Source organism: Bacteroides togonis, from assembly GCF_900130135.1.
Lineage (GTDB): Bacteria > Bacteroidota > Bacteroidia > Bacteroidales > Bacteroidaceae > Bacteroides > Bacteroides pullorum.
Window position 1 is genome coordinate 2,555,414 of record NZ_LT670820.1, and the last position, 14,140, is coordinate 2,569,553.

Below are 14,140 nucleotides of genomic sequence, written 5' to 3' on the forward strand. Positions count from 1 at the left end.
TATATAATAAAGAACGAAGCGATATGAAAGACGTAAAAGACATCCTGAACGAAGCGCAGGAGAAAATGGACATGGCCATCATGTATCTGGACGAAGCATTGGCACACATCCGCGCCGGCAAGGCCGACGTACGCCTGCTGGACGGCATCCGCGTAGACTCCTACGGCAGCATGGTGCCCATCAATAACGTAGCCGCCGTGACGACTCCCGACGCACGCAGCATCGCCATCAAGCCGTGGGACAAATCCATGTTCCGCGTGATCGAAAAGGCCATCATCGACTCCTCACTGGGCATCATGCCCGAAAACAACGGCGAAATCATCCGTATTGGCATTCCGCCTCTGACAGAAGAGCGTCGTAAGCAACTGGCCAAGCAATGCAAGGGCGAAGGTGAAACAGCCAAGGTAAGCGTGCGCAACGCCCGTCGCGACGCTATCGACCAGCTGAAGAAAGCCGTCAAGGAAGGCCTTGCCGAAGATGCCCAGAAAGGTGGAGAAGAAAAGCTGCAGAAAGTACACGACAAGTACATCAAGCAGATCGACGACATGCTGGCCGCCAAGGATAAGGAAATCATGACCGTATAACAATTGATAATTGATAATGGAGAATGGATAAAGAGATTCACTGGCAACATTCTATTCTTAATTATCAATTCTCCATTATCCATTTTCAATTCTCAATTCAATGAAAGGGCTTGTCATCAAGAATACAGGCAGCTGGTATCTCGTCAAGACGGAAGACGGGCGCTGCATCGAGTGCAAGATCAAAGGCAACTTCCGCCTGAAGGGTATCCGCAGCACTAACCCTGTGGCTGTGGGCGACTACGTACAGATCATCCTCAACCAAGAAGGCACTGCCTTCATCAGCGAAATTGAAGACCGACGGAACTACATCATCCGCCGCGCCTCTAATCTGTCAAAGCAATCGCACATCATCGCCTCCAACCTCGACCAGTGCATGCTCATCGTCACCGTCAACTACCCAGAAACCTCGACCACCTTCATCGACCGTTTTCTGGCTACAGCCGAGGCCTATCGTATTCCTGTAAAGCTCATCTTCAATAAGATAGATGCTTACGATGAAGATGACCTCCACTACTTGGACAGCCTCATCCACCTTTATACCACCATCGGTTACCCCTGCTTCAAGGTATCGGCCACACAGGGCACAGGCATCGACCTCCTCAAGTCCGAACTTTGCGACCGCGTCACCCTGCTTTCAGGTCATTCAGGCGTTGGCAAATCCACTCTGATCAATGCCATCCTACCTGATGCCTCAGCACGAACGGGCGAAATATCTGCTGCCCACAACAAAGGTATGCACACCACCACTTTCTCCGAGATGTTCGCTCTCGAAGGAGGCGGCTACCTCATCGATACTCCAGGCATCAAAGGTTTCGGTACCTTTGACATGGAGGAAGAGGAGATAGGGCACTACTTCCCCGAGATTTTTAAAACCTCAGCCGAATGCCGCTATGGCAATTGTACCCATCGCCACGAACCAGGCTGTGCTGTGCGCCAAGCTGTCGAAAAGCACTACATTAGCGAATCGCGCTACCAATCTTATCTCAGCATGCTCGAAGACAAGGAGGAAGGGAAGTATCGGACAGGATATTGATTCCATATCCCCTGCATCTCCAACTAAGATTCTTCTGTTAATAAAGCATAATCTTTCCGTTCGACATTAAACTATTCCCTATCTTAGCTCTCTAAATCAAAAGGTTGATTTTATATACTAATACCACGAACAAACTGAAAGAATGAAGAAGAGAGTAAAATGGGGGCTCGTCGCCATCGTTGGTGCTGGGCTTATAGGTTGGGGTATCTATTCACAAATGCCCAAACCCAACGAAGAACTGGCCGAAGCCGACAAAGTAATGGCCAATCAAAAACAAGGGAAAAAAGCGCTAAATATCAATGCTATCATTGTAAAGCCACAAGTGTTAACCGACGAAATTCCGATCATCGGCAGCCTGATACCCGACGAAGAAGTAAACCTTTCGTTCGAGACGTCAGGCAAAATTGTTGAAATCAATTTCGAAGAAGGAACTACTGTAAAAAAAGGCCAGCTGCTGGCCAAAGTAAACGACCGCCCGCTGCAGGCACAGCTGCAACGACTGGTTTCGCAACTGAAACTGGCCGAAGACCGCGTATTCCGTCAGGACGCCCTGCTGAAACGTGATGCTGTCAGCCAGGAAGCCTACGAGCAGGTCAAGACCGAACTCGCCACGCTGAATGCCGACATCGAAAGCGTCGAGGCGCAGATAGCACAAACCGAGTTGCGCGCCCCCTTCGACGGCATCATTGGTTTGCGCCAGGTGAGTGTGGGTACCTACGCTTCGCCTACTACCATCGTGGCCAAGCTCACCAAGATTTCTCCCTTGAAGCTGGAGTTTGCCGTGTCCGAGCGCTATGCCCGCGACATCAAGGTGGGCACCAACCTGAGCTTCACGCTGGAAGGCTCGCTGGACACCTACCACGCACAAGTCTATGCTCGAGAGTCGAGTCTTGATATCAACACACACACACTGACCGTACGTGCCCTCTATCCCAATCCCAGCGGCATCATGCCAGGCCGTTACGCCTCCATCACATTGAAGAAACAGGAATACAAGGATGCATTGGCCATTCCTTCTCAAGCCATTGTACCCGAAATGGGTAAAGACAAAGTATTTGTCTATCGCTCGGGGAAGGCTGAACCAACAGAGATAATCACTGGTATCCGCACCGATGCACAAGTACAAGTAGTCAAAGGTCTGGCTACTGGAGACACGGTTATCATATCAGGTACTCAGCAACTCCGCACAGGAATGGACGTTACCATCGATCATATCGAATAAATAAAAAATGGGAAACAAAGGGTGAAGAGTTTTTACGTGTAGATTTTATAAATCAACCGTCCCCTCTCCCCCCACTTGAGTTCATTTGTAATTCCTAATATCTAATTCTTCATTTAAATGAATATATCCGAACTAAGCATACGCCGCCCCGTATTGTCAACGGTATTGACCATCATCATCCTGCTCTTTGGACTCATTGGCTATACCTACCTTGGCGTGCGCGAATATCCGTCGGTGGACAACCCCATCATCTCCGTGTCCTGTTCGTACACAGGTGCCAACGCCGACGTCATCGAAAACCAGATAACCGAACCGCTGGAACAGAACATTAACGGTATCCCTGGCATCCGCTCACTGACCAGTGTCAGCCAGCAGGGGCAAAGCCGAATCACCGTCGAATTCGAACTGTCTGTCGACCTGGAAACAGCCGCCAACGACGTGCGCGACAAGGTATCGCGTGCCCAGCGTTACCTGCCCCGCGACTGTGACCCGCCTACCGTATCGAAAGCCGATGCCGACGCCGTGCCCATCCTGATGGTAGCCCTGCAGAGCAACAAGCGCTCGCTGCTGGAGCTGAGCGAGATAGCTGACCTCACCGTAAAGGAGCAGCTTCAGACTATCTCCGACGTAAGTAGCGTGAGCATCTGGGGTGAAAAGAAGTACTCCATGCGACTTTGGCTCGATCCCACCAAGATGTCGGGCTACGGCATCACCCCCGTCGACGTAAAGAATGCCATCGATCAGGAAAACATCGAGCTCCCGTCGGGCAGTATCGAAGGGAATACGACCGAGCTTACCATCCGCACCCTAGGTCTGATGCATACACCCGAAGAGTTCAACAACCTCATCATCAAGGAAGATGCCAACCGCATCATCCGCTTCAGCGATATCGGCCGTGCCGAACTGGGAGCCGCCGACATCAAAAGTTACATGAAGATGAACGGCGTGCCGATGGTAGGTGTAGTCGTCGTTCCCCAGCCAGGTGCCAACCACATCCAGATTGCCGACGCCGTGTACGAACGCATGGAGCGTATGAAGAAAGACCTGCCCGAAGATGTGACCTACAGCTACGGATTCGACAACACCAAGTTCATCCGCGCCTCCATCAGCGAAGTGGAAAGTACCGTGTATGAAGCCTTCGTGCTGGTTATCATCATCATCTTCCTCTTCTTGCGCGACTGGCGCGTCACATTGGTACCCTGTATCGTAATTCCCGTGTCGCTCATCGGTGCCTTCTTCGTGATGTACGTGGCTGGTTTCTCTATCAACGTACTGACGATGCTGGCCGTCGTTCTCTCCGTAGGTCTGGTGGTGGACGACGCCATCGTGATGACCGAGAACATCTACGTCCGCATCGAAAAAGGCATGCCGCCCAAGGAAGCAGGCATCGAGGGAGCCAAGGAGATTTTCTTTGCCGTCATCTCCACCACCATCACGCTGGTAGCCGTGTTCTTCCCCATCGTCTTCATGGAAGGTACCACAGGCCGACTCTTCCGCGAGTTCAGCTTCGTCATCTCGGGTTCCATCATCATATCCTCATTTGCAGCCCTTACCTTCACGCCGATGCTGGCCACCAAGCTGCTGAAACGACAGGAACAGAAGAACTGGTTCTATCGCAAGACGGAACCCTTCTTCGAGGGGATGAACCGCCTGTACAGCCGTTCACTGGCTGCCTTCCTGCACAAGCGGTGGATAGCACTGGCGTTCACCTTGATTACGTTCTGCATCATCTTCGTGCTGTGGAACAGCATACCTGCCGAGATGGCTCCGCTGGAAGACCGCTCGCAGATCACCATCAGCACCATCGGTGCCGAAGGTGTGAGCTACGAATACATCCGCGACTATACCGAACGCATCAACGACGTGGTCGACTCCATCATCCCCGATGCCGAAGCCGTCACGGCACGTGTATCAAGCGGAAGCGGTAACGTGCAAATCACGCTGAAAGATATCCGCGAACGCGACTACAGCCAGATGGATGTAGCCGCCAAACTGACCCGCGCCCTGAAACCTGAAACAGAAGCCCGCGCCTTCCTGCGCCAACAGTCTTCGTTCGGCGGACGCCGTGCCAGCATGCCCGTGCAATATGTATTGCAGGCCACCAACCTTGAAAAGCTGCAGGAAGTGCTGCCGAAATTTATGGAACGCGTCTACGAAAACGATGTTTTCCAGATGGCCGACGTCGACCTGAAGTTCAGCAAGCCTGAAGCCCGCATCAGCATCAACCGCGACAAGGCCGGCGCCATGGGCGTCAGCACCAAGAACATTGCCCAGACCCTGCAATACGGCTTGAGCGGCCAGCGTATGGGCTACTTTTACATGAACGGCAAGCAATACGAGATTTTGGGAGAAATCAATCGCCAGCAACGCAACAAGCCGGCCTATCTCGTCGGTCTGTACATCCGTAACGATGCAGGCGACATGATTCAGCTCGACAACCTCGTGGAACTGGTCTACGGCACGGCTCCTCCGAAGCTGTACCGCTACAACCGTTTCGTATCGGCCACCGTTTCGGCAGGTCTGGCCGAGGGCAAGACCATCGGACAGGGACTGGAAGAAATGGACAAGATAGCCGACGAAGTGCTGGACGAAACCTTCCGTACGGCTCTGGCAGGCGACTCGAAGGACTATAGTGAGAGTGCCTCCAGTCTGATGTTTGCCTTCATCCTGGCCATCTTCCTCATCTATCTGATTCTGGCCGCCCAGTTCGAGAGCTTCAAGGATCCGCTCATCATCATGCTCACCGTGCCGCTGGCCATTGCCGGAGCCCTGATATTCATGTATTTCGGTGACATCACAATGAACATCTTCAGCCAGATCGGCATTATTATGCTCATCGGTCTGGTAGCCAAGAACGGTATCCTCATTGTGGAGTTTGCCAACCAGAAGCAGGAAGCGGGCGAAGACAAGTTGCAGGCCATCAAGGACGCCGCCCTCCAGCGTCTGCGTCCCATCCTGATGACCAGCGCCTCGACCGTCATCGGCCTCATCCCGCTGGCTTTCGCTACAGGCGAAGGTGCTAACCAGCGCATCGCCATGGGTACGGCTGTGGTAGGCGGCATGCTGGTATCCACACTGCTCACCATGTACATCGTGCCCGCCATCTACAGCTATGTGTCAACCAACCGAAGTAAAGTAAGAAAGATATGAAACGAATCGCCTTGTCTATGATAGCCGCATTCTATACCCTTTGTTCCTTGCAGGCACAACAAGCGGCCACCTATACCCTGAAGTCGTGCCTCGAACAGGGGCTGCTCAACAACTACTCCCTGCGCATCACGCACAACGAGGAGCAGATCAGTAAAAACAATGCCACCCTGGCCAACGCAGGCGCCCTGCCCACTATCGACTTGACAGGCGGCTACCGGGCCACGTTAGACAACACCAACAGCACCGTGCGGAGCACAAGCGTTACGGAAAAACAGCATAACGTGTTCGACCAGACCGTCGATGCCGGCATCGACCTGAACTGGACCATCTTCGACGGCTTCAACATCTCTACCACCTACCAGCAGCTAAAGCTGCTCCGCGAACAGGGAGAGACCAATACACGCATCGCACTGGAAGACTTCATCGCCTCGCTGGCCGCCGAATACTACAACTTCATCCAGCAGAAAATCCGCATGAAGAACCTGCTCTATGCCGTACAGCTCTCCAAGGAGCGACTGCGTATCGTGGAGGCACGCTACCATGTGGGAGACTTCTCGCGCCTTGACTACCAGCAGGCCAAGGTGGACTTCAACGCCGACAGCGCCCAGTACATGAAGCAGCAGGAGCTGCTGCACACCTCGCGCATCAACCTGAACGAGCTGATGGGCAACGAAGACGTGGACCAGCTCATCCAGACGCCTGACAGCATCATCGACGTGAACCAGTCGCTCGACTTCGAAGAGCTGTGGAAAGCCACCCTGAGCGTGAACTCCTCCCTGCTGAAGGCCGACCAGAACACCCAGCTGGCACAGATGGACTACAAGAAAGTGAATTCACGCAACTATCCCTACGTGCGCCTGAACGCCGGATACGGCTATACGTTCAACAAGTATGACATCAACAGCTACAGCCGCCGCAACAACTTCGGATTCAACGGGGGCATCACCGTAGGGTTCAACCTCTTCGACGGCAACCGCAAGCGCGAGCGGCGCAATGCCAGCATCGCCGTGAAGAACGCACGCCTGCAACGCGACGAGCTGGAACTGGCACTGCGGGCCGACCTGAGTAACTTGTGGCAAGCCTACCGCAACAACCTGGAGATGCTGAACCTGGAACGGCAGAACCTCATCGCCGCCAAGGACAACCACGACATCGCCATGGAACGTTACATGTTGGGCAACCTTTCGGGTATCGAAATGCGCGAAGCACAAAAGAGCCTCCTTGACGCAGAGGAACGCATCCTGACAGCTGAATATAACACTAAACTTTGCGAAATATCGCTCCTACAAATCAGTGGAAAAGTGACAAAGTACCTGGAATAAAACAGTTTTTCGCCATCCGAATCCAAATATTACGCTACTTTTGTGACAATCAAACAGAAACGAAAACAGGAATTCTATCATGAGAAAAATTGTCTTGGCCTGCATCGCTGCATTACTTAGTTCTACCCTGACACATGCACAAAAGTCAGAAGTAACGTATAAAAGTAAACAACCCTATAAGAGTTGGGTAAAAATGGCTCCAAAACTGAACGGTGACTTTTTTAAAACTAAAGAAGCCATTCGTATCGGTGACAATGTCCTACTCTACCAACAGACAACAGGAGGATGGCCGAAGAATATTTACATACCTGCCGAACTGGATGAAAAAGAACGGAAAGAAGTACTGTCTGAAAAAGACGATGTCAATCAAAGCACGATTGACAATACAGCTACTACAACTGAAATTACCTATTTGTCTCGCCTCTATAACGCCACAGGCATCGAGAAGTACAAGAAAGCCGCCATTAAAGGTATCCGATACCTATTCGAAGCACAATACGATAACGGTGGATGGCCCCAATTTTATCCACGTCCTACAGGCTACTACACCCACATCACCTACAACGACGATGCCATGATCAATGTCATGGAATTACTACAGGACATAGCCAACGACAAGGCACCCTACACATATTTGCCCGAAGATATCCGCAAACAAGCACAAGCCGCAGTAGACAAAGGTATAGAGTGTATCCTCCATACGCAAGTAAAACAGAACGGAAAACTAACTGCGTGGTGTGCTCAACACGACGAACACACTTTAGCCCCTGCCAAGGCCCGCGCCTACGAACTGCCCTCACTCAGCGGAGCTGAGTCGGACAACATTGTGCTTTTCCTGATGAATCTTCCTCACCCTTCGCCCGAGATTATCGCCAGCATAGAAGGAGCTGTCAACTGGTTCAAACAAGTACAAATCAACGGCCTGAAGCGTGAATATTTCACCAATGACGAAGGCCAGAAAGACTATCGCATGATACCCTGTCAGGAAGGCGAAGCGTGTGACCCGCTATGGGCCCGCTTCTACACACTCGAAGACAACCGCCCCTTCTTCTGCGACCGCGATGGTATCAAGCGCTATGACCTGTCAGAAATTGGTCATGAACGACGCAACGGTTACAGCTGGTATAACAATGGCGGTCTGAAAGTATTCAAAAAATACGAGCAGTGGAAGAAAAAGTTGAAAAACTAACCCAATACCCAACGCGTCTTTCGGCCGAACACCCGATAGGCTAATGCTACCAACAACCACGACACTCCAAATGCCACAACCGAAGCGCAAGGTATTTGAATGCAGATGGGTACATCCAACATACGCATCAATACGACAGAAGGCCCTGTAAAGAAATAGTGGATCATGTAAACTCCAAAACCACAAAGTGTCAAGTTGGCCAGCATCCGACGAAGCCGTTCTGAGTGTACCTCTATCTTCTTACAGCACATGAATACGGGAACGGTCATCAAGACTACATTCAGTGAACAATAAGTGAAGAACAGTTCCAACATTTCGTCTGTACAATCTGGCAGAGCTGTCATATGACGAAAACCCAAATAAGTCACTGCATACCCAACGATAAACATCGGCACACCTACCAGTAACAGCATCCGTCTACTCCACTCCCGCTGACGCAAGACATGACCTAATAGCAGATAACCATTAAATCCTGCAAAATAGTAAAGCATACCGAACGAGTTCCACGAACAAGATCCCCACAAGTATTCGGACACAAACTCATTATAATAAGGAAGCAACAAGGTCACTCCCCACAAAGCCAGGAACCACAGCTTGGCTCGATCCGAAGCCTGAGCTACCCATGCTGAAAAGACTGGTAAATAGAGATAAAGTCCTATCAACAGATAGATATACCACATATGCACAGCTAAAATAGAGAAATTAAACGGTATACCGGCAATATAGCCCAAGCTTACCTCCAGCGACTGACGCATCACGTCTTCACCTGAATAGGGAAAGAAATCGAGAATAACCCGCGGCTCTACCCCCAACAATCCTGTTACCCATGGAAACAGGTTATAAAGTACCGACCAAATAAGGAAAGGAAAGAATACACGTGTGATACGTTTCTTGTAAAAAAACCTGCTACTCTCACGAACCGGCAATAACAAGGCTCCTGTAATCATAACAAATAGCGGAACACAAGGACGCAATAAAGCTCCGTAGGCTGCTCCCCAGAACTTGATCTCACCGATTTCGGGCGATGTACCCGGATAAAAATTAAAAGGATCCGTACAATGACAGCACACCACCATAAACATAGCTGCCAAACGGACAATGTCCAGCCACACGATGTGTCCGGACTTCTGCTTCGAAACCGTTTTTTCCATAAAGTCTATTCTTCAAGATTTGAGGGCATAAAGATAGAAAAGGATGGTGGTATTTCCTAAAAAAAGAAGATATAAAAGTTTCTTTCATAACACAACAAATTTATTGGTCATATCATCGTCCTTTTCAACATTCCTTTTTAACTTTGCCTATACAACATACTACTCCACACTAAGACATATACTTCCAATAAAGAAACAACGAATAAAGACAGGTAAAACGATGCTTAACTCATTAAAAAGTACCCTTTTCCTCCTTTGCATAGGAGGACTGTTCAGCCTGCCCGCCTATCCGCAGGGCACAGTAGAAGACTATAACCGGGCTTATAGCCTTCGCGAAAAATACAACCCGAGACACGTGCTATACAGCAACGTCGTCCCCCATTGGGTGGAAAACACCGATGTTTTCTGGTACATCCGTAACACAACCCGAGGCAAGGAATACGTCAAGATTGACGCCAAACAATCCAAACGCTCCGCCTTGTTCAGCCAGGAGAAACTAGCCACGCTGCTTTCCAAACAAACAGGAAAACATACTGATGCCTACAACCTGCCCCTGAACCAATGCCACTTGAACAGACAGGCTGACACCCTGCGCTTCGAGTCAGCAGGCCGGTATTGGGCATACGCCATCAAAAAGAACACGCTCGTGACGGAAGGCGAAGTACAACCCCGCGGACCACAACCTCACTGGATGGAGGTAGACGACGAGAAAGGCCGCGGACCTGTCACCTCGCCCGACGGGAAATATACAGCCTTCATCAAGAATGACAATATTTACGTGCGCGATGTCGCCAGCGGAAAAGAAAACCAACTGAGTATCGACGGTACAAAAGGCAACTACTATTCATCCTACATCCAATGGTCGCCCGACTCGAAAGCACTGGCTGCCTGCCGCATCCGTCCCGCCGAGAAACGCTATGTCTATTACGTAGAATCGTCGCCCTCCGACCAGCTTCAACCCAGACTCCATAAGCAGGAGTATGCCAAACCTGGCGACGAACTGCGCTTCAAGGTGCCCTGCATCTTCGAGGTAGAGAGCGGACGCCGGCTGATTCCCTCCACCGAACTCTTCAGCCACCAGTACGACCTGTACGGCCCCACTTGGAACGCCGACAGCAAGGCTATCACGTTTGAGTACAACGAACGGGGACACAAAGTCTATCGGGTACTGGAGATGTCGGCAACCGACGGCAGCGTACGCACGCTGATTGAGGAAAAGGAAGAAAAATATGTCAACTATCCCCGTATCTACCGCCACTACCTTGCAGACGGGAAGCGCATCCTCTGGTCGAGCGAACGCGACAACTACAACCACCTCTACATGTACGACCGTACGACAGGAAAGCCGACTCACCAAATCACCCGCGGCGAATGGTACGTACGCGAAGTGCAGTACGTGGACGAGCAGAGCGGCCTCATCTACTTCTCGGCCAACGGCATGAACAAAGACGAAGATCCTTATCTCATCCGCTATTATCGCATCGGCTTCGACGGTTCCGGCCTGACCTGTCTGACCCCTGAAGAAGGTATGCATAAAGTCTGGTACTCATCCAACCATCAATACTTGGTCGACGTGTACAGCAAGGTTGACCAGGCTCCCGTGACCGTCCTGCGCAACGCGACCGACGGCAGCATACGCATGACGCTGGAGCAGGCCGACATATCGGCACTGGTACAGAACGGCTGGAAAGCCCCCGAGGTGTTCACGGCCAAAGGGCGCGACGGAAAGACCGACATGTGGGGACTCATCTACCGCCCCACCAACCTCGACCCGAACAAGAAATACCCCGTCATCGAGTACATCTACTCCGGCCCGGGCGACCAATACGTACCCAAAACCTTTACTCCCTACAACTGGTGGATGACCTCACTGGCCGAACTGGGCTTCATCGTGGTACAAGTGGACGGCATGACTACCTCCTTCCGCTCCAAAGAGTTCGAAGAAGTATGCTACAAGAATCTGAAAGACGCCGGCCTGCCCGACCACATCGCCTGGATCAAGGCTGCCGCCGAGAAGTATCCCTACATGAACATCGACCGCGTAGGCATCTTCGGCTGCTCGGCCGGCGGACAGGAGTCTACAGGCGCCGTACTTTTCCATCCCGAATTCTACAAGGCTGCCTACTCGGCCTGCGGCTGCCACGACAACCGCATGGACAAAATCTGGTGGAACGAGCTGTGGATGGGCTACCCCGTGGACGAGTCCTACAGTGCCTGCTCCAACGTGGATAACGCTTACCGGCTGACTCGCCCCCTGATGCTGGTCGTAGGCGAGATGGACGACAACGTCGATCCGGCTTCGACCATGCAGGTAGTCAACGCCCTCATCAAGGCTGGCAAGGACTTCGACCTGGTGGTCATTCCCGGTGCCCGCCACACGATGGGCGAGGACTTCGGCGAACACAAGCGGTATGACTTCTTCGTTCGCCATCTGCTGGGTGTGACACCACCGTCGTGGGATCAGGTACGCACCAAATAAACCGCCACATCTCACCTGCCTGCCCAACGACAGAATCCGCCTTAACGGTAATCGTTCTGCAATCTTACGTCCGTTCCCTCCGCAGGAAACGCTTGTTTCCAAAGCTTGGACACGCCCGTTCCCTCCACAGGAAACGGACGTTTCCTGCGTATGGGAACGACAGTTTCCTTATACGGGAACGAGCGTTTCCACTCTCCGCCAGGCACAAAAAAAGGATGCACCCACAATCGGATGCATCCTTTTCTATCTCAAATGCCGTCGCTTACTTGCAGCAGCGGGGCTTCAGTTGCTTGAAGAAATCGTTGCCCTTGTCGTCCACGAGGATGAAGGCGGGGAAGTCTTCCACCTCAATCTTCCAGATGGCTTCCATGCCCAATTCGGGATATTCCACGCACTCGATGCTCTTGATGTTGTTCTGTGCCAGGATGGCTGCAGGACCACCGATGGAGCCGAGGTAGAAACCGCCGTGCTTCTTGCAGGCGTCGGTCACGGCCTGGCTACGGTTACCCTTGGCCAGCATAATCATGCTGCCGCCGTGGCTCTGGAACAGGTCGACGTACGGGTCCATACGGCCGGCCGTCGTGGGGCCCATCGAGCCGCAGGCCATGCCCTTCGGTGTCTTGGCAGGTCCGGCGTAGTAGATGGGATGATCCTTAATATACTGGGGCAGGTCTTCGCCACGATCCAGACGCTCTTTCAGCTTGGCGTGTGCGATGTCGCGGCCTACGATGATGGTACCGTTCAGGCTCAGACGTGTAGCCACGGGATACTTGGTCAGCTCCTTCAGGATGTCGGCCATCGGCTGGTTCAGGTCGATGCGTACAGCGTCGCCTTCGCCTGCCTGACGCAAAGCTTCGGGAATCAGTTCGCCCGGATGGCTGTCCAGCTTCTCAATCCAGATACCGTCCTTATTGATCTTGCAACGGATGTTACGGTCGGCCGAGCACGATACTCCCAGACCTACGGGGCACGATGCGCCGTGGCGCGGCAGACGGATGATGCGCACATCGTGTGCGTAGTATTTGCCGCCGAACTGTGCGCCAAGGCCGATGTTGTGGGCCTCTTCGAGCACCTTCTTCTCCAGCTCGATGTCGCGGAAGGCACGGCCGTATTCGTTACCCGTCGTGGGCAGGTTGTCATAGAAGCGGGTAGAAGCGAGCTTCACGGTCAGCAGGTTCTTCTCGGCCGACGTACCGCCGATGACAAAGGCAATGTGGTAGGGAGGACAAGCCGCCGTACCCAGCGTCTTCATCTTCTCTACGAGGAACGGAACCAGCGTCTCGGGGTTCAAGATGGCTTTCGTCTCCTGATAGAGGTAAGTTTTGTTGGCCGAACCGCCGCCCTTGGTCACGCAGAGAAACTCGTATTCCATGCCTTCGGTGGCCTCGATATCAATCTGTGCGGGTAGGTTACACTTGGTGTTCACCTCCTCGTACATGGTGAGCGGAGCGTTCTGCGAGTAGCGCAGGTTCTCCTCGGTATAAGTCTTGTACACACCCAGCGACAGGGCCTCTTCGTCGCAATAGCCCGTCCATACCTGCTGGCCTTTCTCGCCGTGGATGATGGCCGTACCGGTATCCTGGCAGAAGGGAAGCAGACCTTTGGCAGCCACTTCGGCATTGCGCAGGAAGGTCAGTGCCACGTACTTGTCGTTGTCGCTGGCTTCGGGGTCGCTCAGAATTTTGGCCACCTGCTCGTTGTGCGAGCGGCGCAGCATGAACGACACGTCGCGGAAAGCCGCGTTGGCCATGGCGGTCAATCCTTCCTTCTCAATCTTCAGGATGGGTTTTCCTTCAAACTCGCTTACAGACACGTAGTCCTTGGTAAGCAGATAATACTCAGTCGTATCCTTGCCCTTCTCGAACATGGGCTGATACTTGAACGGAGGTGTTGTTGCCATAATTACAATTTGTTTAAAAGGTTGTTCTATCTTGATTGATGCAAAGGTAAGAAGTATTATCGAAATATTTCTTTAATTGAAAGTCTTTTCTTCCATGGGGAGGGAGGTTT

Annotated in this window: 9 protein-coding genes; 7 read left to right on the forward strand and 2 right to left on the reverse strand. The window is 52.2% G+C overall.

Annotated elements, in window-relative coordinates; translation table 11 throughout:
• Positions 1-23 precede the first annotated feature (23 nt).
• The 6 genes from frr (at position 24) to pelA (ending at position 8,500) form a co-directional block, all read left to right on the forward strand.
• Positions 24-584, forward strand: coding sequence for a ribosome recycling factor (gene frr, locus BQ8005_RS10950; RefSeq protein ID WP_021847480.1), 561 nt, complete (start codon positions 24-26; stop codon positions 582-584).
• 100 nt (positions 585-684) lie between these two features.
• Positions 685-1,617 (forward strand): ribosome small subunit-dependent GTPase A, encoded by a 933-nt coding sequence (gene rsgA, locus BQ8005_RS10955; RefSeq protein WP_075318061.1) that lies wholly within the window; start codon positions 685-687, stop codon positions 1,615-1,617.
• A gap of 142 nt (positions 1,618-1,759) precedes the next feature.
• Positions 1,760-2,839 (forward strand): efflux RND transporter periplasmic adaptor subunit, encoded by a 1,080-nt coding sequence (locus BQ8005_RS10960; protein ID WP_075318062.1) that lies wholly within the window; start codon positions 1,760-1,762, stop codon positions 2,837-2,839.
• Positions 2,840-2,956: 117 nt separating this feature from the next.
• Positions 2,957-5,989 (forward strand): efflux RND transporter permease subunit, encoded by a 3,033-nt coding sequence (locus BQ8005_RS10965; protein ID WP_075318063.1) that lies wholly within the window; start codon positions 2,957-2,959, stop codon positions 5,987-5,989.
• Positions 5,986-7,311, forward strand: a complete 1,326-nt coding sequence (locus BQ8005_RS10970) for a TolC family protein (protein ID WP_075318064.1) — start codon at positions 5,986-5,988, stop codon at positions 7,309-7,311. Before BQ8005_RS10965 ends, BQ8005_RS10970 begins: the two co-directional genes overlap by 4 nt.
• Positions 7,312-7,390: 79 nt before the next feature.
• On the forward strand, positions 7,391-8,500 hold the full coding sequence (pelA, locus tag BQ8005_RS10975; RefSeq protein ID WP_075318065.1) for a pectate lyase: 1,110 nt from the start codon (positions 7,391-7,393) through the stop codon (positions 8,498-8,500).
• On the opposite strand, the gene BQ8005_RS10980 is transcribed toward pelA, so the two are convergent.
• Entirely contained in the window at positions 8,497-9,651 is a 1,155-nt protein-coding gene (locus BQ8005_RS10980; RefSeq protein WP_075318066.1) for an acyltransferase, read from the reverse strand. The two genes, pelA and BQ8005_RS10980, sit on opposite strands and share 4 nt — an antisense overlap.
• A gap of 220 nt (positions 9,652-9,871) precedes the next feature.
• On the opposite strand from BQ8005_RS10980, the gene BQ8005_RS10985 reads away from it, so the two are divergent.
• Positions 9,872-12,130 carry a S9 family peptidase gene (locus BQ8005_RS10985; RefSeq protein ID WP_075318067.1) on the forward strand — a complete coding sequence of 753 codons (2,259 nt, stop codon included), beginning with the start codon at positions 9,872-9,874 and terminating at the stop codon, positions 12,128-12,130.
• Positions 12,131-12,392: 262 nt separating this feature from the next.
• Here BQ8005_RS10985 and BQ8005_RS10995 read toward each other — a convergent pair whose 3' ends face one another.
• Complete coding sequence (locus BQ8005_RS10995; RefSeq protein WP_021847472.1) at positions 12,393-14,030, reverse strand: fumarate hydratase; 1,638 nt, start codon at positions 14,028-14,030, stop codon at positions 12,393-12,395.
• Positions 14,031-14,140 lie beyond the last annotated feature (110 nt).

Excerpts from the sequence above, each read along its gene's own strand:
- frr (WP_021847480.1), top strand. The coding sequence starts at position 24 with ATGAAAGACGTAAAAGACATCCTGAACGAAGCGCAGGAGAAAATGGAC.
- rsgA (WP_075318061.1), top strand. The coding sequence starts at position 685 with ATGAAAGGGCTTGTCATCAAGAATACAGGCAGCTGGTATCTCGTCAAG.
- BQ8005_RS10960 (WP_075318062.1), top strand. The coding sequence starts at position 1,760 with ATGAAGAAGAGAGTAAAATGGGGGCTCGTCGCCATCGTTGGTGCTGGG.
- BQ8005_RS10965 (WP_075318063.1), top strand. The coding sequence starts at position 2,957 with ATGAATATATCCGAACTAAGCATACGCCGCCCCGTATTGTCAACGGTA.
- BQ8005_RS10970 (WP_075318064.1), top strand. The coding sequence starts at position 5,986 with ATGAAACGAATCGCCTTGTCTATGATAGCCGCATTCTATACCCTTTGT.
- pelA (WP_075318065.1), top strand. The coding sequence starts at position 7,391 with ATGAGAAAAATTGTCTTGGCCTGCATCGCTGCATTACTTAGTTCTACC.
- BQ8005_RS10980 (WP_075318066.1), bottom strand. The coding sequence starts at position 9,651 with ATGGAAAAAACGGTTTCGAAGCAGAAGTCCGGACACATCGTGTGGCTG.
- BQ8005_RS10985 (WP_075318067.1), top strand. The coding sequence starts at position 9,872 with ATGCTTAACTCATTAAAAAGTACCCTTTTCCTCCTTTGCATAGGAGGA.
- BQ8005_RS10995 (WP_021847472.1), bottom strand. The coding sequence starts at position 14,030 with ATGGCAACAACACCTCCGTTCAAGTATCAGCCCATGTTCGAGAAGGGC.